The sequence below is a fragment of the Burkholderia sola genome (assembly GCF_905400185.1).
In the GTDB taxonomy this organism is placed as follows: domain Bacteria; phylum Pseudomonadota; class Gammaproteobacteria; order Burkholderiales; family Burkholderiaceae; genus Burkholderia; species Burkholderia sola.
Genome location: NZ_FR989676.1, coordinates 804640 through 831497, shown reverse-complemented (window position 1 = coordinate 831497; position 26858 = coordinate 804640). Strand labels below are relative to the sequence as shown.

Annotated in this window: 23 protein-coding genes; 13 read left to right on the top strand and 10 right to left on the bottom strand. The window is 68.4% G+C overall.

Going from position 1 to position 26858, the window contains the following annotated elements; translation table 11 throughout:
* Positions 1-40 precede the first annotated feature (40 nt).
* Positions 41-811 carry a transcriptional regulator GlcC gene (gene glcC, locus KR541_RS20270; RefSeq protein ID WP_089489927.1) on the bottom strand — a complete coding sequence of 257 codons (771 nt, stop codon included), beginning with the start codon at positions 809-811 and terminating at the stop codon, positions 41-43.
* A gap of 223 nt (positions 812-1034) precedes the next feature.
* Between glcC and glcD the strand changes: the two genes are divergently transcribed.
* The 10 genes from glcD (at position 1035) to KR541_RS20220 (ending at position 13206) form a co-directional block, all read left to right on the top strand.
* Entirely contained in the window at positions 1035-2534 is a 1500-nt protein-coding gene (gene glcD / locus KR541_RS20265) for a glycolate oxidase subunit GlcD (RefSeq protein ID WP_124631374.1), read from the top strand.
* Complete coding sequence (gene glcE, locus KR541_RS20260) at positions 2534-3619, top strand: glycolate oxidase subunit GlcE (RefSeq protein WP_050013451.1); 1086 nt, start codon at positions 2534-2536, stop codon at positions 3617-3619. The genes glcD and glcE overlap by 1 nt, the downstream gene beginning before the upstream one ends.
* A 24-nt stretch (positions 3620-3643) precedes the next feature.
* Positions 3644-4864 (top strand): glycolate oxidase subunit GlcF, encoded by a 1221-nt coding sequence (gene glcF / locus KR541_RS20255; protein WP_216089752.1) that lies wholly within the window; start codon positions 3644-3646, stop codon positions 4862-4864.
* A gap of 22 nt (positions 4865-4886) precedes the next feature.
* The gene (locus KR541_RS20250; RefSeq protein WP_050013453.1) at positions 4887-5291 is read left to right on the top strand and encodes a GlcG/HbpS family heme-binding protein; all 405 of its coding nucleotides are present in this window, start codon (positions 4887-4889) and stop codon (positions 5289-5291) included.
* Positions 5292-5336: 45 nt separating this feature from the next.
* Entirely contained in the window at positions 5337-7511 is a 2175-nt protein-coding gene (locus KR541_RS20245; protein WP_216089751.1) for a malate synthase G, read from the top strand.
* Between the two features lie 561 nt (positions 7512-8072).
* Positions 8073-9638: a sensor domain-containing diguanylate cyclase gene (locus KR541_RS20240; RefSeq protein ID WP_050013455.1), complete on the top strand. Its 1566-nt coding sequence runs from the start codon at positions 8073-8075 to the stop codon at positions 9636-9638.
* A 147-nt stretch (positions 9639-9785) separates the two neighbouring features.
* Positions 9786-11171, top strand: a complete 1386-nt coding sequence (locus KR541_RS20235) for a cache domain-containing protein (RefSeq protein WP_050013456.1) — start codon at positions 9786-9788, stop codon at positions 11169-11171.
* A 30-nt stretch (positions 11172-11201) separates the two neighbouring features.
* The gene (locus KR541_RS20230; protein WP_050013457.1) at positions 11202-11846 is read left to right on the top strand and encodes a response regulator; all 645 of its coding nucleotides are present in this window, start codon (positions 11202-11204) and stop codon (positions 11844-11846) included.
* Positions 11847-12049: 203 nt separating this feature from the next.
* On the top strand, positions 12050-12613 hold the full coding sequence (locus KR541_RS20225; RefSeq protein ID WP_089489930.1) for a PAAR domain-containing protein: 564 nt from the start codon (positions 12050-12052) through the stop codon (positions 12611-12613).
* Positions 12613-13206, top strand: coding sequence for a type VI secretion system amidase effector protein Tae4 (locus tag KR541_RS20220; RefSeq protein WP_050013459.1), 594 nt, complete (start codon positions 12613-12615; stop codon positions 13204-13206). Before KR541_RS20225 ends, KR541_RS20220 begins: the two co-directional genes overlap by 1 nt.
* 377 nt (positions 13207-13583) lie before the next feature.
* On the opposite strand, the gene KR541_RS20215 is transcribed toward KR541_RS20220, so the two are convergent.
* Complete coding sequence (locus KR541_RS20215) at positions 13584-14180, bottom strand: MlaC/ttg2D family ABC transporter substrate-binding protein (RefSeq protein ID WP_050013460.1); 597 nt, start codon at positions 14178-14180, stop codon at positions 13584-13586.
* Positions 14181-14506: 326 nt separating this feature from the next.
* Here KR541_RS20215 and hpnN point away from each other — a divergent pair, with 326 nt between their 5' ends.
* Together hpnN and KR541_RS20205 are read left to right on the top strand one after the other, a co-directional pair.
* On the top strand, positions 14507-17140 hold the full coding sequence (gene hpnN, locus KR541_RS20210; protein WP_050013461.1) for a hopanoid transporter HpnN: 2634 nt from the start codon (positions 14507-14509) through the stop codon (positions 17138-17140).
* A complete protein-coding gene (locus KR541_RS20205) occupies positions 17133-18140 on the top strand; it encodes an MlaA family lipoprotein (RefSeq protein ID WP_216089750.1) in 1008 nt (335 codons plus the stop codon). The genes hpnN and KR541_RS20205 overlap by 8 nt, the downstream gene beginning before the upstream one ends.
* Before the next feature lie 112 nt (positions 18141-18252).
* On the opposite strand, the gene KR541_RS20200 is transcribed toward KR541_RS20205, so the two are convergent.
* The 5 genes from KR541_RS20200 to KR541_RS20180 form a co-directional block, all read right to left on the bottom strand.
* Positions 18253-18960, bottom strand: a complete 708-nt coding sequence (locus KR541_RS20200) for a phosphorylase (protein WP_080334231.1) — start codon at positions 18958-18960, stop codon at positions 18253-18255.
* Between the two features lie 3 nt (positions 18961-18963).
* Positions 18964-20937, bottom strand: a complete 1974-nt coding sequence (gene shc, locus KR541_RS20195; protein ID WP_216089749.1) for a squalene--hopene cyclase — start codon at positions 20935-20937, stop codon at positions 18964-18966.
* A 12-nt stretch (positions 20938-20949) separates the two neighbouring features.
* A complete protein-coding gene (hpnE, locus tag KR541_RS20190) occupies positions 20950-22203 on the bottom strand; it encodes a hydroxysqualene dehydroxylase HpnE (protein ID WP_050013464.1) in 1254 nt (417 codons plus the stop codon).
* A gap of 13 nt (positions 22204-22216) precedes the next feature.
* Positions 22217-23065 carry a presqualene diphosphate synthase HpnD gene (gene hpnD / locus KR541_RS20185; RefSeq protein WP_050013465.1) on the bottom strand — a complete coding sequence of 283 codons (849 nt, stop codon included), beginning with the start codon at positions 23063-23065 and terminating at the stop codon, positions 22217-22219.
* Between the two features lie 258 nt (positions 23066-23323).
* Positions 23324-23656 carry a hypothetical protein gene (locus tag KR541_RS20180; RefSeq protein WP_050013466.1) on the bottom strand — a complete coding sequence of 111 codons (333 nt, stop codon included), beginning with the start codon at positions 23654-23656 and terminating at the stop codon, positions 23324-23326.
* A 190-nt stretch (positions 23657-23846) separates the two neighbouring features.
* Between KR541_RS20180 and KR541_RS20175 the strand changes: the two genes are divergently transcribed.
* The gene (locus KR541_RS20175) at positions 23847-24731 is read left to right on the top strand and encodes an alpha/beta fold hydrolase (RefSeq protein ID WP_050013467.1); all 885 of its coding nucleotides are present in this window, start codon (positions 23847-23849) and stop codon (positions 24729-24731) included.
* A gap of 15 nt (positions 24732-24746) precedes the next feature.
* On the opposite strand, the gene KR541_RS20170 is transcribed toward KR541_RS20175, so the two are convergent.
* From KR541_RS20170 to KR541_RS20160, 3 genes are read right to left on the bottom strand one after another with little or no spacing between them, the layout of a single operon-like run.
* A complete protein-coding gene (locus tag KR541_RS20170) occupies positions 24747-25688 on the bottom strand; it encodes a GGDEF domain-containing protein (RefSeq protein WP_050013468.1) in 942 nt (313 codons plus the stop codon).
* Positions 25685-26311, bottom strand: coding sequence for a chemotaxis protein CheC (locus KR541_RS20165; RefSeq protein ID WP_050013469.1), 627 nt, complete (start codon positions 26309-26311; stop codon positions 25685-25687). The genes KR541_RS20170 and KR541_RS20165 overlap by 4 nt, the downstream gene beginning before the upstream one ends.
* Entirely contained in the window at positions 26304-26672 is a 369-nt protein-coding gene (locus KR541_RS20160) for a response regulator (protein WP_050013470.1), read from the bottom strand. Before KR541_RS20160 ends, KR541_RS20165 begins: the two co-directional genes overlap by 8 nt.
* Between the last annotated feature and the right edge of the window lie 186 nt (positions 26673-26858).

Here is a 26858-nt window from a genome sequence, read left to right as displayed (position 1 = left end):
CGCAATTCTAGCGGTTACCGCATCGGCCAGGCCCGCCCGCTCATGTCCACCCTTCGAGCCGCAACGTCGAACGCACGAGCCGCTGTTCCTCCTGCTCGATCTCGCGCAGATAGTCGACGCACTGACGGATATGTTCGCTCGCGGCCTTGCGTGCCTGGTCGGGCAGCCGGCCGGTGACCGCGTTGTAGAGCCGCGCATGCTGGCGGTCGATCTGCTTCTTCAGCGGTTCGCGGTGATAGAGGTTGTTCACCGACGCGAACACCGAGCTGAGCAGCAGGTCGGTCAGCGACTGCAGCGTGTTGACGAGCACCGGGTTGTGCGATGCCTCGCAGATCGCCAGATGAAACGCGTGGTCGAGCTTCGCACGCGCAGCGGGATCGAGATCCTGCGCGTCGGCCGCCGTCATTTCCTCGTAGCGGCGCCGGATCAGGATGAAATCGGCCGGCGTACCGCGCAGCGCCGCGAGCCGGGCGGCCTCGGCCTCGAGCATCCCGCGCACCTCGAACAGGTCGTACAGCGTGCGCGGCTGCGAGCCGAGCAGATGCATCATCGGCGTGATCGCGCGCTGCGGGGTCAGGCTCGCGACGAACGAACCCTTGCCGTGCGCCGTGTCGATGATCCCGCGCGCGTGCAGCAGCTTTATGCCTTCGCGCACGGCCGTGCGCGATACGCCGAGCTTCTCGGTCAGCCGCCGCTCCGACGGCAACGCCTGCCCGGCCTTCAGCACGCCGTCGACGATCAACTGCTCGATCCGCTCGGCGACGACGTCGGCCACGCGCCGCGCCGGCCGCTCCCGATCCTGCATTTCCATACTGGTATGACCACTTTTGACGGATGCCGTCGATTTTCGCACAAAGCCTTGTCTCGATTGGGTTTTATCGATCATTCAGGAAACCAGGATCGATGCCTTTCCAAAAACTGGTACGACCACTGTCAAGACGGCTGGACAGGCCCGCGCGTCCCGCCAAGAATGCCGTCCATCCGGCGTGTCGCGCATCGCGCGGCCAACTGCCTGGTGGAGACGGAGACACACGATGAGTTTCATCTACGACGAACGGATCGACGGCCCGTTGGCGACCGTCGACCGCGCCACGCTCGCCGCCGCGCTGCGCGCGGCGGCGCCCGGCCTCGACGTGCTGCATGAACGCGAGGCGTTGAAGCCGTTCGAATGCGATGGCCTCGCCGCGTACCGCACGGTGCCGCTCGCGGTCGTGCTGCCCGATACGGTCGACCAGGTGCGCGCGGTGCTGCGCGTCGCGGCCGCGCACCGCGTGCCGGTCGTCGCGCGCGGCGCCGGCACGGGGCTGTCGGGCGGCGCGATGCCGCTCGAAAAAGGCATCCTGCTGGTGATGGCGAAGTTCAACCGGATGCTCGACATCGACCCCGATGCCGGCATTGCGCGCGTGCAGCCCGGCGTGCGCAACCTCGCGATTTCGCAGGCTGCCGCGCCGCACGGCCTTTACTACGCGCCCGACCCGTCGTCACAGATGGCGTGCTCGATCGGCGGCAACGTCGCCGAGAATGCGGGCGGCGTGCATTGCCTGAAATACGGGCTCACGGTACACAACATCCTGAAGGTCGAGATCCTGACGATCGACGGCGACACGCTCACGCTCGGCGCCGACGCGCTCGACGCACCTGGCTTCGACCTGCTCGCGCTGTTCACCGGCTCCGAGGGGATGCTCGGGATCGTCACCGAAGTGACCGTGAAGCTGCTGCCGTTGCCGCCGAGCGTGAAGGTGCTGATGGCGAGCTTCGACGACGTCGCCGAGGCCGGCGCCGCGGTCGCGCGGATCATCGGCGCGGGCGTGATCCCAGGCGGCCTCGAGATGATGGACAACCTCGCGATCCGCGCGGCCGAGGATTTCATCCACGCCGGCTATCCGGTCGACGCGCAGGCGATCCTGCTGTGCGAGCTCGACGGCGCGGCCAGCGATGTCGAAGAAGATGCCGAACGCGTCGCCGCGCTGCTGCGCGACGCGGGCGCAAGCGAGATTCGCGTCGCGCGCGACGAAACCGAACGCCAGCGCTTCTGGGCCGGCCGCAAGAACGCGTTCCCGGCGGTCGGCCGGATGTCGCCCGACTACTACTGCATGGACGGCACGATCCCGCGCCGCGAGCTGCCGCGCGTGCTCGAAGGGATCGCCGCGCTGTCCGCCGAATACGGGCTGCCGGTCGCGAACGTGTTCCACGCGGGCGACGGCAACCTGCATCCGCTGATCCTGTTCGATGCGAACCGGCAGGGCGAGCTCGACCGCGCGGAAGCGCTCGGCGGCAAGATCCTCGCGCTGTGCGTCGCCGTGGGCGGCAGCATTACCGGCGAACACGGCGTCGGGCGCGAAAAGATCAACCAGATGTGCGTGCAGTTCAACGCCGATGAAATCACGTTCTTCCACGCGGTGAAGGCCGCGTTCGATCCGCAGCGCCTGCTCAATCCCGGCAAGAACATCCCGACGCTGCACCGCTGCGCCGAATTCGGCGCGATGCACGTCCATCACGGCAAGCTGCCGTTTCCCGAACTGGAGCGCTTCTGATGCGACGCGACATCGAATCCATCGAGTCCATCGACGACAGCGCGGCGCTCGTCGCGCAGGTCGACGCGGCGATCCACGCTCGCCAGCCGCTGCACATCCGCGGCGCCGGCACGAAGGCGTTCGTCGGCCGGCCGGTCGAAGGCCGCACGCTCGACGTGCGCACGCATCGCGGCGTCGTGTCGTACGACCCGACCGAACTCGTGATCACCGCGCGCGCGGGCACGCCGCTCGCCGATCTCGATGCGATGCTCGACGCGGCCGGCCAGATGCTGCCATGCGAGCCGCCGTCGTTCGGCGGCGCGGCGACGGTCGGCGGCATGTTCGCGGCGGCGCTGTCGGGCCCGCGCCGCCCGTGGGCCGGCGCGGTGCGCGACTTCGTGCTCGGCTGCCGCGTGATCACCGGCCACGCGAAGCATCTGCGCTTCGGCGGCGAGGTGATGAAGAACGTCGCGGGCTACGACGTGTCGCGGCTGCTCGCCGGCAGTTTCGGCTGCCTCGGCGTCGTGACCGAGGTCTCGCTGAAGGTGCTGCCGAAGCCGCGCGCGACCGGCGATCTCGCGTTGACGCTCACGGCGAGCGAAGCCGTGCAACGCGTCGCCGCGTGGCGTCGCGCGGGGCTGCCGCTCGCGGGCGCGTGCCACGCGGACGGCGTGCTGCGCGTGCGGCTCGAAGGCGGCGACGGCTCGGTGAAGGCCGCGCGCGACACGATCGGCGGCGACCGGATGGACGACCGCGACGACGCGTTCTGGGCACATCTGCGCGACCTGTCGCTGCCGTTCTTCGACGATCCGCGGCCGCTGTGGCGCGTATCGGTGCCGGCCGCCGCGCCGCTCGACGCGCTCGCGGGCGCGCAGCTCGTCGACTGGGGCGGCGCGCAGCGCTGGCTGAAGACCGACGCCGCGCCGGCCGACGTGCAGCGCTTCGCCGCGCAGTGCGGCGGCCACGCGACCTGCTACACGCCGGGCACGACAGCGGAGCCGTTCCAGCCGCTGCCGCCCGCGCTGCTGCGCGTGCACCGGCAACTCAAGGCGCAGCTCGACCCGCACACGATTTTCAATCCCGGCCGGCTCTACGCCGACTTCTGACGCGAACCCGACTTCGACCCGCCGATGCAAACCAACCTCAGCGAAGCAAGCAAGGCCCTCGCCCGGGCCGACGAAGCGGAAGCGATCCTGCGCGCCTGCGTGCACTGCGGCTTCTGCAATGCGACCTGCCCGACCTACCAGGTGCTCGGCAACGAGCTCGACGGGCCGCGCGGCCGCATCTACCTGATCAAGCAGCTGCTCGAAGGCGAGCCGTGCGGCGAACGCACGCAACAACATCTCGACCGTTGCCTGACGTGCCGCAACTGCGAAACGACCTGCCCGTCCGGCGTGCGCTATCACACGCTGCTCGACATCGGCCGCGCGGAAGCCGAGAAGCGCGCGCGGCGGCCCACGCGCGAGCGCCTGCTGCGTGCGGGGTTGCGTCACGTGGTGCCGCGCCCGGCGACGTTCGCCGCGCTGCTGAAGGCCGGCCGCGCGCTGCGCCCGCTGCTGCCCGGCACGCTGCAGGACAAGATCCCGGCCGCCGTGCCCGCGGCCGCGCCGCGCCCGGCCGTGCGTCATGCGCGGCGCGTGCTGATGCTCGAGGGCTGCGTGCAGCCATCGCTGTCGCCGAACACCAATGCGGCCGCCGCGCGCGTGCTCGACCGGCTCGGCATCAGCGTGACGCCGGCGCGCGAAGCCGGCTGCTGCGGGGCGACCGAATATCACCTGAACGCGCAGGACGCGGGCCTTCAACGCGCACGCCGCAACATCGACGCGTGGTGGCCGGCGATCGAGGCCGGCGCGGAAGCGATCGTGCTGACCGCGAGCGGCTGCGGCGCGTTCGTGAAGGAATACGGCGACCTGCTGCGCTCCGACCCCGTCTATGCGGAGAAGGCACGGCGCGTCGGCGCACTCGCGCGCGATCTGGCCGAAGTGATCGCGGCGGAGCCGCTCGACGCGCTCGCCGACGCGACGCCACGGCGCGTCGCGGTTCACTGCCCGTGCACGCTGCAGCACGCACAGCGCCTCGGCGGCGCGGTGGAAAGCATCCTGACGCGGCTCGGCTTCGATCTGACGAATGTCGCCGACGGCCATCTGTGCTGCGGCTCGGCCGGCACCTATTCGCTGACGCAGCCCGCACTCGCGACGACATTACGCGACAACAAGCTCGATGCGCTCGAAGCCGCGCAGCCGGACCTGATTGTCACCGCCAACGTCGGCTGCCAGACTCACCTGAACGGCGCGGGCCGCACGCGCGTGCGCCACTGGATCGAGCTCGTCGACAACCGGCTGGTCGACTGACCGCCTATTCCGGAGGAACGCCATGCAAACGAAACCCGAACTCGAACTGGCCGATGCCGAGCGCATGCTCGCCGCGGCCCGCGCGGAGGCGGAACGCCACGGCTGGGCCGTGTCGATCGCCGTCGTCGACGATGGCGGCCACCTGCTCGCGTTCGCGCGGCTGGACGGCGCATCGCCGGCCAGCAGCACCATCGCGCAGGACAAGGCGCGCGCGGCGGCGCTCGGCCGTCGCGAGACGAAGGCGTATGAGGATATGATCAACGGTGGCCGCACCGCGTTCCTGAGCGCGCCGCTGACGGGGTTGCTCGAAGGCGGCGTGCCGGTCACGGTCGACGGCCGGATTGCAGGCGCGATCGGTGTGTCTGGCGTAAAGTCCGAACAGGACGCGCAGATCGCCCGCGCCGGTACACAAAGCGTCGTGGCATAGCCAGCCAACGCGCGCGCGTTTTTCAATTCCCCGGGAGGAATCACGATGATCGACCAAGCAGGACTGCAAGTCGCGCCAGCGCTGAGCCAGTTCATTGAAAACGAAGCGCTGCCGGGCACCGGCATCGACAAGGCCGCGTTCTGGAGCGGTTTCTCGGCCCTGGTGCACGACCTCGCGCCGCGCAACCGCGAGCTGCTCGCCGAACGCGACCGCCTGCAGCAGGAACTCGACGCGTGGCATCGCGCGCACCCGGGCCCGGTACGCGACCACGCCGCGTATCGCGCGTTCCTCGAACAGATCGGCTACCTCGTGCCGGTCCCGTCGAACGTCGCGGCCGCCACCGCGAACGTCGACAGCGAGATCGCCACGCAGGCGGGCCCGCAGCTCGTCGTGCCGCTGTCGAACGCGCGCTATGCGCTGAACGCCGCGAACGCGCGCTGGGGCAGCCTGTACGACGCGCTGTACGGCACCGACGCGCTGCCGGAAGACGGCGGAGCCGAACGCACCGCGGCCTACAACCCGACGCGCGGCCAGCGCGTGATCGACTATGCGCGCAACGTGCTCGACAACGCGGCGCCGCTCGCGAGCGGCTCGCACCGCGACGCGCTGCGCTACCGCGTGCAGGACGGCCAGCTCGCGGTCGAAACCGCGAAGGGCAACGTCGCGCTCGCGCAGCCGGCGCAGTTCGTCGGCTACCAGGGCGCGGCCGACGCGCCGTCCGCGATCCTGCTGAAGCACAACGGCCTGCACGTCGAGATCCAGATCGACGCATCGGCGCCGATCGGCCGCGCCGATCTCGCGAACGTGAAGGACGTCGTGCTCGAAGCCGCGGTCAGCACGATCATCGACTGCGAGGATTCGGTCGCGGCGGTCGACGCCGACGACAAGGTCCAGCTCTACCGCAACTGGCTCGGCCTGATGCAGGGCACGCTCGTCGAGGCAGTCGCGAAAGGCGGCAAGACGTTTACGCGCCGCCTGAACGCCGATCGCGAGTACACGACGCCGGCCGGCGGCACGCTGTCGCTGCACGGCCGCTCGCTGCTGTTCGTGCGCAACGTCGGCCACCTGATGACCAACGGCGCGGTGCTCGATCGCGACGGCAACGAGATTCCGGAAGGCATTCTCGACGGCGTCGTCACGACGTTGTGCGCGCTGCACGACCTGAAGGCCAAGCGCAACTCGCGCACGGGCTCGATCTACATCGTGAAGCCGAAGATGCACGGCCCGGCCGAAGTCGCGTTCGCCGACACGCTGTTCGCGCGCATCGAGGATCTGTACACCCTGCCGCGCAACACGCTGAAGATGGGCATCATGGACGAGGAGCGCCGCACCAGCGTGAACCTCGCCGCGTGCATCGCGGCAGCGGCCGCGCGCGTCGCGTTCATCAACACCGGCTTCCTCGACCGCACCGGCGACGAGATGCACACCGCGATGGAAGCGGGCCCGATGATCCGCAAGGGCGACATGAAATCGTCCGCGTGGATCCAGTCGTACGAGCGCAACAACGTGCTTGCGGGCCTGTCGGCCGGCCTGCGCGGCCGCGCACAGATCGGCAAGGGCATGTGGGCGATGCCGGACCTGATGCATGCGATGCTCGAGCAGAAGATCGCGCATCCGCGCGCCGGCGCGAACACCGCGTGGGTGCCGTCGCCGACCGCCGCGACGCTGCACGCGCTGCACTACCACCTCGTCGACGTGCAGGCCGTCCAGCAGGAACTCGAGAAGACGCCGTACGCGAGCGAGCGCGACGCGCTGCTCGAAGGGCTGCTGACGGTCCCGGTCGTCGAGCGCGCCGCGTGGAGCGAGGCCGAGATCCTGAGCGAGGTCGAGAACAACGCGCAGGGCATCCTCGGCTACGTCGTGCGCTGGGTCGAACAGGGCGTCGGCTGCTCGAAGGTGCCGGACATCCACGACGTCGGCCTGATGGAAGACCGCGCGACGCTGCGCATTTCGAGCCAGCACATCGCGAACTGGCTGCGCCACGGCGTGATCACCGAGGCGTTCGTGCTCGACGTGTTCAAGCGCATGGCCCGCGTCGTCGACCAGCAGAACGCGGGCGATCCGAACTATCGCCCGATGGCGCCCGGCTACGACCAGTCGACCGCGTTCAAGGCCGCATGCGCGCTCGCGCTGCAAGGCACGTCGCAACCGAGCGGCTATACCGAGCCGCTGCTGCATCGGTTCCGGCTCGCGTTCAAGGCGCAACAGCACGGCGCCTGAACCTGCGCACGCGGGCTCGCCCGCATGCCGGGCGCCGGTCGTACGCCGACCTTGCGAAACGGGCAGCCCGCGCGGCTGCCCGTTTTCCTATTTGCGTGCACCGTGCCGTTGAAACCGATAATCGGTAGATATCGCGCGCTTTCGCATGCGGTGCTCACCCGACGTTAATCCCGGTGCGCCCGCGGACGTGCGCCGCACGGCCTTTTCCGCACTGCCGCACAGCCTTGCGCGACAACGCTTCGCCGATATTTGCAAGCCCGGGATTACGCGAAAATTTGATCCCGATCAACAGGTTGCAACATTTTCCGCGCACACAAACACGCGCGTTATACTCCGTTCAATTCGCGTCGCGATTCGTCAGATGGTCGAATTGCAGCAGACGTTACCTGTGAATACCCGGTTTATCGGTTTCTCGGGCCGCGATTGTCGATAATCGGTGCCCGGTTTCTCCGCTGAACGGAAGGCTGGCACGGGAAGGGCGCGCACCGGATCGCCACCGGTAGTCATACGAACAATCGCATCGGCCCGCCGCCCGGCGACGATGCCCCCGATCCACGGACCATGGCAGAAACCGACTACGCAATGCCCAGCGAATCCGGCGTGACGAGCCGTGTCGCCGCTCATCTGCGCCGGTCCCTGCTGCCGCACCTGATCTTCTATACGGGGCTGCTGATCGCGCTGATCCTGCTGCTGCTGTGCGGGATCGTGCTGTACGAAGGCCGGATCGACGCGCGCGACCGCTCGCGCAGCATGCAGCAGAACCTCGCGCTGATGGCGTCGTGGGACATCGAACGCAACATCGAGATCTATTCGCTGTCGCTGCAGGCGGTCGTCGAAGGCGCGAACGACCCGGCGGTGACCCGGCTGCCGATGGCGCTGCGCCGCCAGGTGCTGTTCGATCGCGCGACGACCGCCAAGTACCTCGGCGGCATCTACGTGCTCGACGCGAAAGGCGACATCGCGGTCGACGGCATGAGCGACGTGCCGCGCAAGGCCAACTTCGCCAACGAACCGTACTTCACCGTGCACCGCGACCGTCCCGACGTCGGCCTGTACGTCAGCCCCCCGTATCACTCGCGGCTGCGCGGCGGCTCGCCGAGCATCGCGCTCAGCCGGCGAATCACGCGGCCCGACGGATCGTTCGGCGGCGTCGCGGTGATGTCGATCCGGCTCGAATATTTTCAGAACCTGTTCTCGCGGCTGTCGCTCGGCGATCGCGGCTCGGTCGCCCTGATCAACACGGATGGCAGGATGGTCGCGCGCGAGCCGTACGACCCCAAGATCGTCGGCCGCGACATCAGCCGCGCGAGCACGTTCCGGCACTTCATGACCGCCAACGAAGGCAGCTTCGCCGATACCGCAACGATCGACGGCGTGCGGCGCCTGTACGTGTTCCGGCACCTCGAGCACCTGCCGCTCATCGTCATGGTCGCGCGCTCGGAAGCGGACACCTACGCCGCGTGGTACGACCGTGCGATCCCGATCGGCTCCGCGATGGTCGCGCTCGCGATCGGCTTCGTCGGCCTGTCGCTGCTGCTCGACGTGCAGTTGCGCAAACGCCATCGCGCGGAAACCGAGCTGCAGGCGCTCGCGCGCACCGACGGCCTGACGGGCCTCGACAACCGCCGGATGCTCGACGTCACGCTCGCGCGCGAATGGCGCCGCGCCGCGCGCTCGCAACATGCGCTGTCGCTGCTGTTCATCGACGTCGACGACTTCAAGCGCTACAACGACACGCAGGGCCACCAGGCCGGCGACGACGCACTCGCCGCGGTCGGCCACTGCATCGCCGGCTGCCTGCGCCGCCCGGCCGACTATGCGGCGCGCTACGGCGGCGAGGAATTCGTCGTCGTGCTGCCGGATATCGACACGGACGGCGCGGTGACGATCGCCGAAACCATCCGCACGGGCATCCTCGATCTCGGCATCCGGCACGACGCGGGCACGGTCGGCCGCCTGACGGTGAGCATCGGCGTGACGACCAGCTACCCCGAACACGACGACAACATCCAGGCCGCGCTGAAGCGGGCCGACGATGCGCTGTATCGGGCGAAGGAAGGCGGGCGCAACCGCATCGCCGTGCAGGCGGCCACGTCGCCCGACACTCGCGAATCGCGGCGGGCCTGAACGCACGGGCAGCGGCGGGGCGGCGGCCGCCGCCCGCCTGCAAAATCGCCGACAATACCGGCTCGATATGCCACCGCGCGGCCGCGCGGCCGATGCGCCCGGCCTGCGCGCCTGGCCGGCCGCGTGGGCCGGCCGCTTCGCACCACCATGAGACTCAAGGCAAAGATCTTCCTTCTGGCCATCGTGCCGTTCCTGCTCGCGATTGCCGGCATCGGCTTCGGCGTGCGCCAGCAGGCGACGACGCTCGCGCGCACGCAGCACGCGACGATCCAGGCCGCGTACCTGTCGAGCAAGGAAGTCGAGCTGAAGCACTACGTCGAACTCGCGACGAGCGCGATCATGCCGCTCTACGACGCGAGCGGCCACAATGCGCGCGACGACGCGCTGCTGCGCACGCAGGCGCTCGCGATGCTGCAGAAGATGGATTTCGGCCCCGACGGCTATTTCTTCGTCTACGACCTGCACGGCAATTCGCTGATGCATCCGCGCGAGCCCGAGCGCGTCGGTCACAACTTCTGGTCGATGCGCGACCCGCAGGGCGCGCTGACCATCCAGAAGCTGATCGGCGCGGCGTCGCAGGGCGGCGGCTACGTGCGCTATGCATGGCAGCGGCCGTCGACGGGCCGCGTCGCGCCGAAGCTCGGCTACGTCGTCGCGCTCGAGCGCTGGGGCTGGATGGTCGGCACCGGCATCTATCTCGACGACGTCGACACCGCGCTGCAGCGCATCGATGCGCGCGCGTCCGCGAACATCGAGCGCACGATGAGCTGGCTCACCGCGATCGCGCTCACCGGCGCGGCGGCGATCGCCGTGTGCGCGCTGGTACTGAACGTCAGCGAGTCGCGCAGCGCCGACGCGAAGCTCAAGCTGCTCGCGCAACGCGTCGTCGAATCGCAGGAGCAGGAGCGTGCGCGGCTGTCGCGCGAACTGCACGACGGGATCAGCCAGATGATGGTGTCCGCGAAGCTGATGCTCGAATCCGCGCTGGCGCGCTTCGAGCGCGGCACGTCGCGCGTGCCCGAAGCCGAGCAGGCGCTCGCGTCGGGCGTCGGGCGGCTCGGCGACACGCTGCGCGAAGTCCGACGCATCTCGCACGCGCTGCGCCCGTCGATGCTCGACGATCTCGGCCTCGCGGCCGCGCTCGAGCAACTCGTGCGCGAGCTGGGCGCGGAAAGCGGCATCGACATCGGCTACACGCAGGTCGCGCACGGCGGCACGCAGCCGCTGCCCGAAGCCGTCAACACCGCGCTGTTCCGGATCGCGCAGGAAGCGCTGAGCAACATCGTGCATCATGCGCGGGCGTCGCGCGCGGCCGTCACGCTCGACGTCGGCGCACAATCCGTCACGCTGACCATCGCCGACAACGGCTGCGGCTTCGACGCCGAACGCTCGCAGGCCGACGCGCGCCGCGGCATCGGCCTGCGCAACATGCGCGAGCGCCTCGACGCGCTCGACGGCACGCTGACGATCACGTCGCAGGTCGGCCATACCGTCGTGGCCGCGCGCGTGCCGCTGCGGCGCGCGGCCGCCTGAGCACGCACACCCTACCCGGAGACCTTGCCCATGAGCGCCCCCGATACCGCCCGGCACGCCGCCCGACTACTGCTCGTCGACGATCACCCGCTCGTGCGCGATGGCTTGCGGATGCGGCTCGAAGCGGCCGACCTGTCGGTGGTCGGCGAGGCCGGCAACGCGGACGAGGCGCTCGCGCTGGCCGCCTCGCTCGAACCCGATCTCGCGCTGATGGACGTCGGCATGAACGGGATGAACGGCATCACGCTCGCGGGCGTGTTCCACGAGCGTTTTCCGGGTATTCGCGTGCTGATGCTGTCGATGCACGACAACATCGAGTACGTGACGCAGGCGGTGCGCGCCGGCGCGAGCGGCTATCTGCTGAAGGATTCGCCCGCGAGCGAGATCGTGCGTGCGATCGGCGTGGTGCTGGCCGGGCAGACGTTCTTCAGCGAAGGGCTGGCCGCGCGGATGATCCAGGCCAGCGCGACGGCGTCGCCGCTGGACCGGCTGACGCCGCGCGAGCGCGACATCCTCGACGCGCTGGCCGAAGGGCTGTCGAGCAAGCAGATCGCGCAACAGACGGGGCTGTCGGTGCGCACGGTCGAGACGCACCGGCTCAACCTGAAACGCAAGCTGGAGATCGAAGGGCAGGCCGAGCTGATCAAGTTCGCGGTCGAGCATCGGCGGCGGTAGGCAAGCGCACCCGGATGGCTCGCGCGACGCGCAATTCACTTTCAAATTTCATACTTGTCCAATCGACCTCACCCTGGGGCGATGGAATTCTTTCGCTTGCCGAAACGAGCACCGTGCTCGTGATTCGCATGACACGCGTGAACTCGTCATGCGGCCCCGGCATCACCGGCTGATATCGGTGACCTGGATCGAGGAGCGAAATCATGATGCGCCGTATCGCCGTTGTCGGTGACGCGCTGGAAACCGGCGGACACATTCTCGCCTACGCAGGGCCGCCATTCACGTTTGGCGACGCTGGCCATCAGGTTGCGCTGATCGGCGGCCTCGCGTTCTGCGAAGCGTGTGAAAGCACCGGCCGGATCGCCAAGATGGGCGGCCCCAAGCGCATCGAATTCATGGGCGAGACGGCGGCCGACGGCGACATCGTTCAATGTCGATGCTCGACACCACCGCGCATCGTCGCGCTGCTCGCCGGCAATTCATGGTGCGACGACCAGGCGGAAGCGGCAGGCGTCGTTACTTCCGGACTGAACCGGGCAGGCAACGTCACGAGCTTAGCCGCAGGTGCCTACGACGAATGCGTCCGCGCCGTCGGAAACGGCGCGTCGCCAGACTATCCCTACATCATCGAAACATCGGACGGGCGCATTCATTCAGGCAGGCTCGACAGCACCGCGTGCCTGCCGCGCATCCATACGACCGACAGCGACGAGTACACGGTCTATTGGGGCGACGAAGCGCTCGCGAGATCGGACGGAGACGCTTAATGCCGAACGGAAAAACAGTCGTCAGGACAACCGCCGTGCAAAACTCGTACAAGGAAGTCGAGCTGAAGTCGGTGACGTTTTCCGAGCTGTGGAAGAACTACGCTCACGGCAACCCGTACGATGATCCGAACGGACAGTACAAGAACCAGTGTGCGATCCGGATAAGCGTGACGCTGCACAAGGTCGGCATCGCAATGAAGTCGTTTTCGCAGAAGCGGGTTCGGCCGATGCCCGGCAAACCGGCGCTGGGCCGCCTTCTGATCGACGGCAAACCGACCGCGACTCGCGCATACGAGTTCGCGGAGTGGTTGAAGCTGCGGCCGATCGCGGGAGTACTGGCTCCGGAGAACATCACGGGTCAGAATTGGGCGAGTAGGATATCCGGTCGGACCGGAATCATATTCTTCGACGGCTATTGGCTTCAGGATGGCGACTCACCGGACAACTTGAGCGGCGGTCACGTCGACCTCTGGAACGGGAGCAAACTCACTGGCTTCGGATCAGGCGTGCGGATCTCATGGAATATAGTCCTACCGGGCATCTGGTCGGATTTCCGAAATTCGAAAACCATCTTGTTTTTTCCCGTCAAATGAAACTCGTGACTGTGGTAGCAGGCGCACTTGTCGGTGGAGCGCTCGCGACAATGTTCTGCTGGGGAGCGCTCTACGTGTACGGGGCATTCGTTCTGCATGGCAAGGGAAGCCTCTTCGACACGGACCCGGAGATCGCGAATCTATTTTTCGTCACATGGGGCGGATTGATTTTAATTTTCGCAATGGCCGGCGCAATTGTCGTGACTCGCAGGAAATCCCGTTAGCCAACTGATTACCCCTACGATGCTGTTTTTTCTCGCCTCGTATGTGATTCGCTGAGTCAGCCTCTTGCATTAGCCACCCTCGTTCGACCGACCTACGAATAGAAAAGGCGCCCGAAGGCGCCTTCCATGCATCTGAACTACGCGCAACAGCCGTCAGTTCGTCCGCGAATTGTGCTTCTGCAGATACGCGATCAGGCCGTCGATCCCGCCCGTCGCGAGCTGGCTCTTGAACTGGCCCTGGTAGACCTGGATCAGCCACGCGCCCGACATGTCGATGTCGTAGATCTTCCAGTCGTTGCCGACCTTGCCGAGACGATAGCCGACCGACTGGCTGTCGCCCGGCGTCGTGACCGTCGACTGCACGAGCGCATCGGCACCCGACGCGCCGCCTGGCTTGAACGAGAACTTCGCGTCCTGGTTGCCGAGCTGCGCGAGCGACGCGGCGTAGGTGCGCGTCATCAGCAACCGGAACTGCTTGTACAGCTCCTGCTGCTGTTGCGGCGTGGCCTGCTTCCACGCGTCGCCGACCGCGATGCGGGTCGTGCGCTCGAAGTTGGTCACGGGCAGGAAGCGTTGCTCGACCACCTGCGTGATCTTCGCCATGTCACCGCCGCGGGCGGCCGGATCGGCCTTCATCGCGTTGACGGTGCCCTCGACCGCCGTGCGGACGAGGTCGACCGGCGCGCTCTGCGCGAAAGCGGAAACCGACACGGCGGCCGCCGCGACGAAAGCAAACAGATGACGTTTCATACGAATTTCGCACTCGATGGGAAAAAACGGCCGGCTCTTTGCATCGGCCGGTGGAGCAAAGTATACCGGGCCCGACGCCGCGTTGCCGCCCGGTGACCGACTGTTACCTTTCAGCGCCGTTTGTCACAGGCGCTTCGCGGCGTGTCGACGCATCGCCGCGGCGATTATGTAAATATATGCATACAAATGATCCGGCCGCGCGATCCGATTGCCACGCCGGTAGCAAATATCCTTCCCGCCCCGATTCTCCGCAACGTCACGACCGTCGCCGCGCCGCGCCGGTATACTTGGCTACTTTGCCCTAGCCAGCCGCTCCCCACCACCACATGGTGACATCTCTCATCGTCCGACTCGTTGCGTGGTCGGTGCGCCGCCCCGTCTGGGTCGTCGTCCTGTCGCTCGTCATCGCCGCCTTCAGCGGCGTCTATGTCGCGCAGCATTTCAAGATCAACACCGACATCAGCAAGCTCGTCGATGCGGAACCGCAATGGGCCGCGCTCGGCCAGGCCGTCGACAAGGCGTTCCCGCAACGCAACGGCACGATCCTCGCGGTCGTCGAGGCGCCCGCGCCCGAATTCGCGACGGCCGCCGCGCATGCGCTGACCGAAGCGCTGCAGAAGGACGCCGCCGCCGGCCGCATCGGCCCGGTCGCCGAACCGGGCGGCGGGCCGTTCTTCGAACACAACGGGCTGCTGTTCCTGTCGCCGCAGGAGGTCTCCGATACGACCGCGCAGCTCGCGAGCGCGCGCCCGCTCGTCAACGAACTCGCGAAGAACCCGAGCCTCACCGGGCTCGCCACCACGCTGTCCACCACGCTCGGCCAGCCGCTCCTGACCGGCCAGGTGAAGCTGCCCGCGATGGCGAAGCTGCTCGCGCGCAGCGCGGCGACGGTCGACGACGTGCTGGCCGGCAAGCCGGCCGCGTTCTCGTGGCGCGCGCTGGTCGACAGCGACGCCGCGCGGCAGCCCGCGCGCGCGTTCGTCACCGTGCAGCCGGTGGTCAACTACGGCGCGCTGAAGGCCGGCGCGGCAACGAGCCAGGTGATCCGCGACGCGGCCCGTTCGCTCGACCTCGACAAGCGCTACGGCGCGGCCGTGCGCCTGACCGGCGAACAGCCGCTCGCCGACGACGAATTCGCGTCGGTCGAAGACGGCGCCGCGCTCAATGGCGTGCTCACGCTGCTCGCCGTGCTCGTCATCCTGTGGCTTGCACTGCGCTCGAAGCGGATGATCGGCTCGGTGCTCGTCACGCTGTTTGTCGGCCTCGTCGTGACGGCCGCGCTCGGCCTCGCGATGGTCGGCTCGCTGAACATGATCTCGGTCGCGTTCATGGTGCTGTTCGTCGGCCTCGGCGTCGACTTCTCGATCCAGTACGGCGTGAAGTACCGCGAGGAACGCTTCCGCGACGAGCGCATCGATCACGCGCTGATCGGCGCCGCGCACTCGATGGGCATGCCGCTCGCGCTCGCCACCGCGGCCGTGGCAGCAAGCTTCTTCTCGTTCATTCCGACCGCGTATCGCGGCGTGTCCGAGCTCGGCCTGATCGCGGGCGTCGGGATGTTCGTCGCACTGCTGACCACGCTCACGCTGCTGCCCGCACTGCTGCGCCTGTTCGCGCCGCCTGGCGAATCGAAGACGCCGGGCTTTCCGTGGCTCGCGCCGGTCGACGATTATCTCGATCGCCATCGCAAGCCGATCCTGATCGGCACGCTGGCGGTCGTGATCGGCGCGCTGCCGCTGCTCGCGTTCCTGCATTTCGACTTCAACCCGCTGCACCTGAAGGACCCGAACAGCGAATCGATGGCGACGCTGCTCGCGCTGAAGGATTCGCCGGAAGCCGCCGTCAACGACGTCACGCTGCTCGCGCCGTCGCTCGCGCAAGCCGACGCGGCCGCGAAGCGCCTCGACGCGCTGCCCGAAGTCGGCCGCACGACCACGCTGTCGACCTTCATCCCCGCCGACCAGCCGGCCAAGCGCGCGGCGATCGCCGCGGCTGCGAGCGAGCTGCTGCCCGCGCTGACGCAGCCGGCCGCGCCGCCCGCGACCGACGCGCAACGCGTGGCCGCGCTCAAGCGCGTGTCGGACCTGTTGAGCTATGCGGCCGAGGATCACCCGGGCCCGGGCGCCGCGGCCGCGCAGCACCTGTCCGCGTCGCTCGCGAAGCTCGCCGCCGCCGACAGCGCGACGCGCGACCGTGCCGAACGCGCGTTCTCCGATACGCTGCGCATCGCGCTCAATCAGCTCGCTGCGCTGCTGCAGCCGCAGGACATCACGCGCGAATCGCTGCCGCCGCAGGTCGTGCGCGACTGGGTTGCGCCGGACGGCCACGCGCTCGTGCAGATCTCGCCGAAGGTGCCGAAGGGCGTCGACCCGAACGACGACACGATGCTGCGCCGTTTCGCCAAGGCCGTGAAGGCCGCGGAACCGGGCGCGACTGGCGGCCCGATCTCGATCCTGCATTCGGCCGACACGATCATCAACGCGTTCCTGCACGCGGCGCTGTGGTCGATCATCTCGATCACGGTCCTGCTGTGGGTCACGCTGCGCCGCTTCGGCGACGTGCTGCGTACGCTGGTACCGCTGCTCGTGTCGGGCATCGTGACGCTCGAGATGTGCGTCGTGCTCGGCATGTCGCTGAACTTCGCGAACATCATCGCGCTGCCGCTGATGCTCGGCGTCGGCGTCGCGTTCAAGGTGTATTTCGTGATGGCGTGGCGCGCGGGGCAGACGGGGCTGCTGCATTCGAGCCTCACGCACGCCGTGCTGTTCAGCGCCGCGACGACGGCGACCGCCTTCGGCAGCCTGTGGCTGTCGCACCATCCGGGCACGTCGAGCATGGGCAAGCTGCTCGCGCTGGCCCTGACCTGTACGCTGATCGGCGCCGTGGTGTTCCAGCCCGTCCTGATGGGCAAACCGCGCGTCAAGCGCGCCCAGAACCAATCGCAAGGAATCAATGAATAAGGTGCGAATCATTGCGGCGACCGTCGCCGCCAGCACGATGCTGACCGGCTGCGCGACGGGACCGAACCGCAATCCCAACGACCCGCTCGAGCCGATGAACCGGGCGATGTACACGTTCAACGACACGGTCGACACGCACATCGCGCAGCCGATCGCGAAGGGTTACCAGAAAGTCACGCCGACGCCGGTGCGCACCGCGATCAGCAACTTCTTCTCGAACCTCGGCGATCTCGGCAACATGGCGAACAACCTGCTGCAGTTGCGCATCACCGATGCGACGCAGGATCTGATGCGCGTGGCGATGAACTCGCTGTTCGGCGTCGCCGGCCTGATCGACATCGCGACGCCGGCCGGGCTGCCTAAGCATCACCAGGATTTCGGGCTGACGATGGCGCGCTGGGGCATGCCGTCCGGCCCGTACCTCGTGCTGCCCGTGTTCGGGCCGAGCACGATCCGCGACGGCGTCGGCCGCGCGGTGGACGTGCGCTTCAACCTGCTGAACTACATCGAGCCGGCCGCACGCAATCCGATGTACATCGCGCAGTTCATCAGCGCGCGTTCGGACCTGCTCGGTGCGACCGATCTGCTGAAGCAGGCCGCGCTCGATCCGTATTCGTTCGTGCGCGACGCGTACCTGCAGCAGCGCAAGTCGCTGACGTATCACGGCCAGTCGGCATCGGCTGCCGCGCCGAACGACGCTGAGCCGGGTGAAGCCGGCGCGGTGCCGGCGGCCACGCCAACCACGCCGGGCGGCTTGCCGAACTATGAGGATCCGGGCGATGCGGGCGGCGCATCGGGCGCCACGCCGAACAACGCACCGGCCGCGCCGGGATTGCCGCAGTATGACGATCCGGGTGCGGACAATGCGATGCCGGCGAGTGCGCCTGCTGCGGCACCGGTCGCTGCGTCGGCCGGAGCGACGACAGCGCCGGCCGCCAACGGCGCGCCGATCGCGCCGGCGATGCCGACGATGCCCGCGAGCAGTCCGGCCGCACAGTAACGCCGCAACGGCGGCCGCGCAAAAAAAGAGCGCTGCGTCATGCAGCGCTCTTTTTTTGTCCGCGCGAAACGGCAGACCGGGAAGCGGGGGAAAGGCCAGCAGCGAACGCCGCTCAGACGATCCGCATCGCGCCCGCCCGCTCGAACGCGTGGCGTGCCTGGATCAGTGTCGTGCGCGCCGCGCGCGCATCGCTGGCGACTTGCAACAACGGACCGAGCTGCGACGGCTGCTTCAGCAGTTCGCGCAGGATCGGCAGGATCGCCGTGCTGCCGTCGTCGCGCAGCCCGGCCGTCGCCGCGCGCGGCAGCGTGCGCCACGCCGGATCGACGATCGCGCGGCACACCGCGAACGGCACGCCGCGCGCGGCCGCGAAGGCCGCCGCGATATGCGATTCCATGTCGACGGCAAGCGCGCCATTCGCACGATGCAGCGACGTCTTGTCCTGCTCGCTGACCACCGGCGCGCCGACGGCCGCCATCGTGCCGCGCGTGACACGCGCCCACACCGGCGTGTCCTGCAGCGCGGCGACGAGCCGCGCGCTCCAGCCCGTATCGGTCTGCACGCGGCCGAACGGCCCGTCGATCGCGTCCGCGATCACGAGCGCGCCCGGCGCGAGGTCGGGCGCGAGCCCGCCCGCGGTACCGAAGCTGACGATGCCCGCGCAGCCGCGCGCGGTCGCTTCGGCCAGTGCGCGCTCGAGCCGGTCGGCCCGCGCGGCGAACACGGCCTCGACGCCGTCGCCGCGCGCGATGCGCGCCTCGAACGCCATCCCTGTGACCGCGATGACGGGCAATGCGCCGTTGTGCTGCGTCGTCGCCACGCGTTACATCCCGACCGTCACGCGCGTCGCGTTCGCGCGCTTCAGGTTGCGGTAGCGCGCGAGCGCCCACAGCGGGAAGAACTTGCGATAGCCGTGGTAGCGCAGGTAGAACACGCGCGGGAAGCCCGTCGCCGTGAAGCGCGTCTCGTCCCACAAGCCTTCTTCGTTCTGCTGCGCGACCAGGTAGTCGACGCCGCGCGCCACGGCCGGGTTGTTCACTTCGCCGGCCGCCATCAGGCCGAGCAGCGCCCAGGCCGTCTGCGACGCCGTGCTCGGCGCCTGCTCGTAACCGCGATAGTTGAGCTTGTAGCTGTCGCCGTCCTCGCCCCAGCCGCCGTCCTTGTTCTGGATCGACAGCAGCCACTGCGCACCGCGCTTCATGCGCGGGTCGTCCGGCGTCAGGCCGGCCGCGTTCAGCGAGCACAGGGCCGTCCACGTGCCGTACACGTAGTTCATCCCCCAGCGGCCGTACCAGCTGCCGTCCGGCTCCTGCTCCTTCAGCATGTAGTCGAGCGCGCGGCGGGCCGGCTCGCTGTTCAGCGGCGTCTCGCCGAGCTGCGACAGCATCGACAGGCAGCGGCCCGACACGTCGGCCGTCGGCGGATCGAGCAGCGCGCCGTGATCGGAGAACGGGATGTTGTTCAGGTAGTACTGCGTGTTTTCAGGTTCGAACGCGCCCCAGCCGCCGTCGCTGCTCTGCATGCCGACGACCCATTCGCGCGCACGCGCCATCGATTCGCGATACGTGTCCGACTGCGTGAGCTTCTGCGCACGATCCATCGCCATCACGACCACGGCCGTATCGTCGACGTCCGGGTAGTGCGCATTCGCGTACTGGAACGCCCAGCCGCCGGGCCGCACGTTCGGGCGGCGCGAGATCCAGTCGCCGCGCACGTCGAGGATCTGCAGCGGACGCAGCCATTCGAGGCCGCGCAGCACCGCTTCCTGCGCACGCGCATCGCCGGTCTCGAGCAGCGCATGCGCAACGAGCGACGTGTCCCACACGGGCGACAGGCACGGCTGGCAATACGCTTCGTCCTCCTGCACGACGAGCAGCTTGTCGAGCGCCTTGCGCGCGATCGCGCGGTTCGGATGGTCTTCCGCATAGCCGAGCACGTCGTACATCATCACCGCGTTGGCCATCGCCGGATAGATCGCGCCGAGGCCGTCCTCGCCGTTCAGGCGCTCGTCGACGAACGACACGGCCTGACGGATCGCGCGTTCGCGCGTATAGCTCGGGAACAGGCCGTCGACCGCGCGCAGCGCATGGTCGACCACGCGGAAAAACGCGAACCAGCCCGCGCTCTGGTGGCCCTGACGCGGCAGCAGCCCGGCGTTGACGGGCGGGTCGATGAACAGCTCGTCGATGCGCACGCCGCGCGGGTTCTTCGCGAGCGGACGCTTCGCGTTCAGCACGAGCAGCGGCACGATCACGGTGCGCGCCCAGTACGACACCTTCGACAGATGGAACGGGAACCACTGCGGCAGCAGCATGATCTCGACCGGCATCATCGGCACCGCGCGCCACGGAATCGCACCGTACAGCGCGAGCTGGATGCGCGTGAACACGTTCGACATCTCGGCGCCGCCCATCGCGTGGATCGCGCGGCGCGCGCGCTGCATGTGCTCGGCGTTCTCGTCGTCGCCGATCACCTTCAGCGCGAAATACGCCTTCACGCTCGCGCTGATGTTCGGTGCGCCGTCGGTAAACAGCGGCCAGCCGCCGTCGGCCTGCTGGATGCGGCGCAGATACTTGCCGATCTTCTGTTCGAGCTCGAGGTTCGGCGTCTCGCCCAGATAGTGGACGAGCAGCACGTATTCAGCAGGAATCGTCGAATCCGCTTCGAGTTCGTAGACCCAGTGTCCGTCCGCTTGCTGCGCGGCCAGCAGCGCGTCGGTCGCACACGCGACAGCCGCGTCGACGTCGGCCGGCACGGCGCCGGCGGACAAGGTAGCCATTTCGGTGAGATCGTTCATCGGTCCCTCTCTTTATTGCGTCTGGAGCACGTCCGCGGCCAACTGGCCGGAACGGATCGCGCCCTCGATCGTGGCGGGCAGGCCGGTGGCAATCCAGTCGCCCGCGAGTACAAGATTGGTCCAGCGCGTACGCACGGCCGGCCGTTTCATTTCCTGCGACGGCACCGCCGCAAAGCCCGCGCGCGGCTCGACGACGAGTTGCCACGCGGGGATGGTTTCCGGGTTCGCGCCGGTCACGCGCGCGACGTCTTCCCAGATGCGCCGCGCGAGCGTGTCGCGCGGCATGTCGAGCCAGCGGCCCGCATCGCGGATCGTCGCCGCGAGCTGGCCGTCACCGGTCCGCACCGCATCGACGACGCCGTTGACGACGGTCGTCTGCAGTGGATGACCGGCCGGCGATTCGACCGCGAAATACGCGGTCACGACCGCGCTGAAGGTGTCGGGCGCGGTGAGTTCGGGCACGAGCGGCTGCGCAACCTCGGGCGGCACGGCCAGCACGACCGCGTCGCCCGGCGCGAGATCGATCCGCTCGCCGCCGACCGACACGGCATCGATCGCATTGCCGTGCGCGCCGAATTCGAACGCGTCGAGCCGCGAATTCAGGCGGATCTGCGCGCCGCCGTACTGCAGCATCCGCAGCGCCGGTTCGACGAACGCGCTGCCGAGCCCGCGGCGCGCGACGAGCGGACGGCTGCCGGGGCCGCCCGCGGCAAACGTGCCGCACAGCGCGGCGCGCGCGAGTTCGGCGCTCGCGTGGCGCGGCTCGATATTCAGCACCCCGAGGAAATACGGTCGCAGCCAGCGATCCCACAGCACGCCGTCGCATCGCATCGTCTGCGCGAGCGAGCGGCCCGTGCGGGCGAATGCGAGCGGGGCCAGCGCGAGATAGTCGAGCGGCGTCGTGCCCGGCGCCCGTGACGCAGCATCGAACAGCCACGACGGCCAGCGGCCGTTGCCGAAACGCAGCGTCCAGCGCTGCTGCGACGCGATGTCGATGACCGGGAGTTCAGCCAGCGCGGGCCCCGCGAGCTGATCGGCCGCGCCGATCGCGCGCAGGTAGCGCTGCGTCGCGGGCTGTCCCGCGAAAACCGTGTGCAGCCCACTGTCGAGCGTCGTGTTCAGCGTCCCGTCGAACCACGAGCGGCAGCGGCCGCCCGCGTGCGCATGCGCGTCGTGCAGCACGATGCGCCGCCCGCGACGTTGCAGCTCGACCGCGGCCGACAGGCCCGCGAGTCCTGCGCCGATCACGTGGACGGTTCTGGGCATCGCGTCGGTCGACTCAGAACAGCGCGTAGCGCGCGGCGATCATCAGCATGCGCGCCTTCGGCTTGCGCAGCGGCGCGCGCGGCGCGGCAAAGCCGCGCGCGATCGCGGCCTCGAGAATGCAGCGATACGCGCCCGACATGATGCGCGGCGCCTTCACCTGCGCACGCGGGCAGGTATCCATCACCGCGTCGGCCTGGCGGAAGTGCTCGAGCGCGCGCTCGACGAGCGTCGCGCACACGCGCGGCAGCGCCGGATCGCGCACGATCGTCGCCGGATCGGTGATCGCGATGCCTTCGCGCGCAAGCAGCTCGCGCGGCAGGTAGCACCGGTTGATCGCCGCGTCGTCGTCGATGTCGCGCAGGATGTTGGTCAGTTGCAGCGCGCGGCCGAGGTGGTGCGACAACGTGATCCCTTCGGCTTCCGGCATCCCGAAAATCCTCACCGACAGCCGGCCGGCCGCGCTCGCCACGCGATCGCAGAACAGGTCGAGCGTCGGCTCGTCGGGCGCGCAGATGTCTTCCACCGCGTCCATCGCCATCCCGTCGATCATCGCGTGGAAATCGTCGCGCTGCAGGTCGAACGCGCGAATCTCGCGATCGAGCGCGACGAGGTGGCGCGGCGGGCGGCCGGCGAAGCAGGCGTCGATGTCCGCGCGCCAGCGATTCAGGCCCGCGGTGCGCTCGGCGCGCGGCAGGTCGCTGTCGGCGATGTCGTCGACCGCGCGGCAAAACGCATAGACCTGGAACATCGCATCGCGCTGCACGGCCGGCAGGATGCGCATCGCCAGATAGAAGGAGCTGCCCGATGTGACGGCAGCGGCGTCGGTTTCTTGTTCGTCCACGACGGAATGGGAAACGGCCAAGACGAAGCTCCACGGAGACACCCACGCGGGGCGATTGAAGAAGCCATGCCCGGCTGGGATGGTCAGGGCGTCGAATGCGTGCGAGATATGCGAACGATCGACGCAGACAGGCACAAATTACCGGCCGGAAGCCGGAATTGGGCGAAAGTATAGCAATCTTTGAAGTTCGATGGCGGACGCGCACCCTGTCCGGCGGGGTGCCGAGCGCCACCGGCGGGCCGGTGCGCCGGCCTTTGCGAACGGCGGCCCGAACGCGCGTCAGCCGTACACGATGTCGCGCTGCAGATCGAGCGCGATGAGCCCCATTTCGCGCGTGAGCTGCAGCATCGAGCGGCGCTCGAGGCGCGAGCCCATGAAGCTCGTCACGCGGCCGTCGGGCTCGGCGGTGAACTGGAAAACCGCGCCGCCGGTACCGAACCACGCGCCCGGCACGTCGAGTGATTCCTGCCAGTCGATCTGCTCGAACACGCGCGCGATTCCCGCGCGCACCACGGCGCCCGGGCCGATCGGCGGCGCGATGTCGCCCAGGTCGTCGAGCGAATAGGGGCCGGGTTTGTTCGGCTTCCGATAGAAGAGATAGTCGACGTTCATGGGGTGCAATCGCAGGCAAAGCAACAAATTAGCGCGCTTCGGCACAAATTCAAATCGGATCAGGACGAAATGTGGCCTGTGCGACACAAAGGGACGGATCGTTGCCGGTCAAGAAACGCGCCGCGCGAGCGCGTCTCGATGGCGGCCGGTTCGTCTAAGATGACACCTTTCTCGAAAAAATACGGACACCATGGAGACGAACGCCCCCGCCACCCCGCCGTCCGATCATCCCGTTTTCGTGCTCGTGCACGGCGCGTGGCATGGCGCGTGGTGCTATGCCCACGTGGCGGCCGCGCTGGCCGCGCGCGGCTACCTGTCGATCGCGCGCGACCTGCCCGCGCACGGCATCCATGCGCGCTTTCCCGCGTCGTATCTCGCCCGGCCGCTCGACAAGGACGCGTTCGGCGCCGAGCCGTCGCCGGTCGCCAACACGACGCTCGACGACTACGCGACGCAGGTGACGCAGGCCGTCGACGACGCGTACGCGCTCGGCCGCGGCAAGGTCGTGCTGGTCGGGCACAGCATGGGCGGCCTCGCGATCACGGCGGCCGCCGAACGCGCGCCGGACAAGATCGCGAAGATCGTCTATCTCGCGGCCTTCATGCCCGCGTCGGGCGTACCGGGCCTCGACTACGTGCGCGCGCCGGAAAACAACGGCGAGCTGCTCGGCCCGCTGATGCTCGCGAGCCCGCGCGTGGTCGGCGCGCTGCGCGTCGATCCGCACAGCGGCGACGCCGCGTATCGCGCATCGATGAAGCGCGCGCTGTACGAAGACGTGCCGCAAGCCGATTTCGACGCGGTCGCGAACCTGATGAGCTGCGACGTGCCGGCCGCGCCGTTCGCGACCGCGATCCCGACGACCGCCGCACGCTGGGGCGCGATCGACCGCCACTACATCAAGTGCCTGGCCGATCGCGTGATCCTGCCCGCGCTGCAGCAACGCTTCATCGACGAAGCCGACGCGTTCGCGCCCGGCAACCCGACCCACGTGCACCAGCTCGACAGCAGCCACTCGCCGTTCGTGTCGCAGCCGGCCGTGCTGGCCGGCGTGCTCGCCGACATCGCAAAAAGCTGAGCGGAGCGGGCGCGGTCAGTCGGCGTACGCGACCGACCGATCGCGCCCGAGCCGCTTCGCCCGATAGAGCGCGGCGTCGGCCTCGTTGACGAGTACGTCGCAGGTCGGCGCGCCGGCTTTCGCGCACGCGCCGCCGACGCTCGCCGTGACCGGCACGCTGACGCCCTCGGCGTCGACCGGCACGCTGCCGATCGCGTCGCGCACCTTGTCGGCCACCCGCATCGCCTCGTCGAGCGTCGTGCACGGCAGCAACAGCGCGAATTCCTCGCCGCCGAACCGGCCGAACGTATCCTGCGCGCGCACGATCGACGCGACGCGGCGCGCCGTCTCGCGCAGCACCGCGTCGCCCACCGCATGCCCGAAGCGGTCGTTGATCGTCTTGAAGTGGTCGAGGTCGAACAGCAGCACCGACAGGTCGCCGCCGTAGCGCTGCCAGCGCGCGAATTCGTCGCCGAGCCGCGCCTCGAAGAAGCGCCGGTTCGCGATGCCGGTCAGCCCGTCGAGATTCGCGTGCTCGCGCAGCTTCGCGACCGCTTCCTCGCGCTCTCGCTGCATCACGCTCACATGCGTGACGTCGGAGATCGTCACGCACACGGCCTCGACGTCGCGGCCGCGCGTGAGCGGCATGAACGTGCAGTCCTGCTGCATGTAGTCGACGCCGCCCGTGATCGGCCGATCGTGCTCGAAGCGGAACAGGTAGGGCCGCTGCTCCCACGAGCTGAATGCGAAGCTGCCAAGCTGGAACACGCTCTCGAGCTTGCGCGACAGCCACGCACGCGGCAGGTCCGGGAAGCGGTCGAACAGGTTGCGGCCGATCACGTCGGCGGCCGGGATCCCGCTGTGGTCCTGCATGAAGCGATTCCACATCAGGACGGTCATCGAACGGTCGAGCACGAACAGGCCGAAGCCGACGCGCTCGATCACGAGGTCGCTCAGCGACGGGGCGGCGGCCGTCATAGCGCGGACAGCAACGCGTCGAGCGCGTCGCCCATCAGCCGGATCGAATCCTCGGCCATCAACATCACGAAATGCGCGCGGAACATATGGTTCTCGAGCCCGAAATTCACCTCGAGCAGCAGCGCGACGCTCCATCCCAGTTCGTTCGGCTGGAACACGTCGTCGAACGACACGTTCGCGCCGAGCAGCCCCGGCGGAAAGAACACGGGCTTGCGGCCGAGTTCGTCGAGGATCGACGCGACGCAGGCGCCCATCAGCACGTTCGCGACGTCGAACACGAGTTCGTCCGGCGTCGCCATGCCGCCGTACACGCCGTCGCCGAACGTGCGGTCGACGACCGACATCAACCGCGCGACGCCCGCCGTGCGGCACAGCACGATCGCCTCGCCCTTGATGTCGGAACGGAAGCCCTGGCGCACGGCGGTCACGTTGTCGTGGATGCCCGTCATCTCGCGCAGCGCGTCGCTCGCATCGGCCGCTTTCACGACGCGCACGCGCGGCACCGACAGCTCGATGAAGTGCCCGAGCAGCAACGCAAGCCGCGCGGCGGCGCGGCCCATTGCAAGGTTGGCGATTTCCTGCAACGCGTCGCGTTGCTCCGCCGTGAACACCGATTCAGGCATACAACCCATACTCCTTGAGAATGGGCAGCAATGCCTCCGACGTCACGGGCTTGGCAACGAATGCGATCGCGCCCAATTCACGCACGCGTGCTTGCGCCTGCGGCTGAATATCGGCGGATACCACGATCACGAACGTGTTCAGATCTTCGTGGCGCAGTGTTTCCAGGACCTGATATCCGCTCATGTCGGGCATCGTCAGATCCAGAAACATCACGGAAGCTTTGCCGTCACGATAGAGCGCCAAGGCCTCGCGACCATTCGCTGCATACGCGATGTCGACGTCCCAATCTCCCGGCAGCGCCTTTGTCAGCAGTTTGCGAGCGAGCAGCGAATCGTCGGCAATTACAATCGGCAAAGGCATGGGGCGATGCGGTATACGGAATGGTCTCTCTCGCGTTAACGACCGCGCGGCGCATTTCTTTAGGGCCATGCGTTTCGGCGCGGGCAACCGCCTTGCGGCCGCGCACGGGCGCCGCGACGCAGGTGCGCGCGACGCACCGCGCGGCAATCGCCGGCGGGCGCATGTATCTGTCATAGGGAAAGCAAG

Excerpts from the sequence above, each read along its gene's own strand:
- glcC (WP_089489927.1), bottom strand. The coding sequence starts at position 811 with ATGGAAATGCAGGATCGGGAGCGGCCGGCGCGGCGCGTGGCCGACGTC.
- glcD (WP_124631374.1), top strand. The coding sequence starts at position 1,035 with ATGAGTTTCATCTACGACGAACGGATCGACGGCCCGTTGGCGACCGTC.
- glcE (WP_050013451.1), top strand. The coding sequence starts at position 2,534 with ATGCGACGCGACATCGAATCCATCGAGTCCATCGACGACAGCGCGGCG.
- glcF (WP_216089752.1), top strand. The coding sequence starts at position 3,644 with ATGCAAACCAACCTCAGCGAAGCAAGCAAGGCCCTCGCCCGGGCCGAC.
- KR541_RS20250 (WP_050013453.1), top strand. The coding sequence starts at position 4,887 with ATGCAAACGAAACCCGAACTCGAACTGGCCGATGCCGAGCGCATGCTC.
- KR541_RS20245 (WP_216089751.1), top strand. The coding sequence starts at position 5,337 with ATGATCGACCAAGCAGGACTGCAAGTCGCGCCAGCGCTGAGCCAGTTC.
- KR541_RS20240 (WP_050013455.1), top strand. The coding sequence starts at position 8,073 with ATGGCAGAAACCGACTACGCAATGCCCAGCGAATCCGGCGTGACGAGC.
- KR541_RS20235 (WP_050013456.1), top strand. The coding sequence starts at position 9,786 with ATGAGACTCAAGGCAAAGATCTTCCTTCTGGCCATCGTGCCGTTCCTG.
- KR541_RS20230 (WP_050013457.1), top strand. The coding sequence starts at position 11,202 with ATGAGCGCCCCCGATACCGCCCGGCACGCCGCCCGACTACTGCTCGTC.
- KR541_RS20225 (WP_089489930.1), top strand. The coding sequence starts at position 12,050 with ATGATGCGCCGTATCGCCGTTGTCGGTGACGCGCTGGAAACCGGCGGA.
- KR541_RS20220 (WP_050013459.1), top strand. The coding sequence starts at position 12,613 with ATGCCGAACGGAAAAACAGTCGTCAGGACAACCGCCGTGCAAAACTCG.
- KR541_RS20215 (WP_050013460.1), bottom strand. The coding sequence starts at position 14,180 with ATGAAACGTCATCTGTTTGCTTTCGTCGCGGCGGCCGCCGTGTCGGTT.
- hpnN (WP_050013461.1), top strand. The coding sequence starts at position 14,507 with ATGGTGACATCTCTCATCGTCCGACTCGTTGCGTGGTCGGTGCGCCGC.
- KR541_RS20205 (WP_216089750.1), top strand. The coding sequence starts at position 17,133 with ATGAATAAGGTGCGAATCATTGCGGCGACCGTCGCCGCCAGCACGATG.
- shc (WP_216089749.1), bottom strand. The coding sequence starts at position 20,937 with ATGAACGATCTCACCGAAATGGCTACCTTGTCCGCCGGCGCCGTGCCG.
- hpnE (WP_050013464.1), bottom strand. The coding sequence starts at position 22,203 with ATGCCCAGAACCGTCCACGTGATCGGCGCAGGACTCGCGGGCCTGTCG.
- KR541_RS20180 (WP_050013466.1), bottom strand. The coding sequence starts at position 23,656 with ATGAACGTCGACTATCTCTTCTATCGGAAGCCGAACAAACCCGGCCCC.
- KR541_RS20175 (WP_050013467.1), top strand. The coding sequence starts at position 23,847 with ATGGAGACGAACGCCCCCGCCACCCCGCCGTCCGATCATCCCGTTTTC.
- KR541_RS20170 (WP_050013468.1), bottom strand. The coding sequence starts at position 25,688 with ATGACGGCCGCCGCCCCGTCGCTGAGCGACCTCGTGATCGAGCGCGTC.
- KR541_RS20165 (WP_050013469.1), bottom strand. The coding sequence starts at position 26,311 with ATGCCTGAATCGGTGTTCACGGCGGAGCAACGCGACGCGTTGCAGGAA.
- KR541_RS20160 (WP_050013470.1), bottom strand. The coding sequence starts at position 26,672 with ATGCCTTTGCCGATTGTAATTGCCGACGATTCGCTGCTCGCTCGCAAA.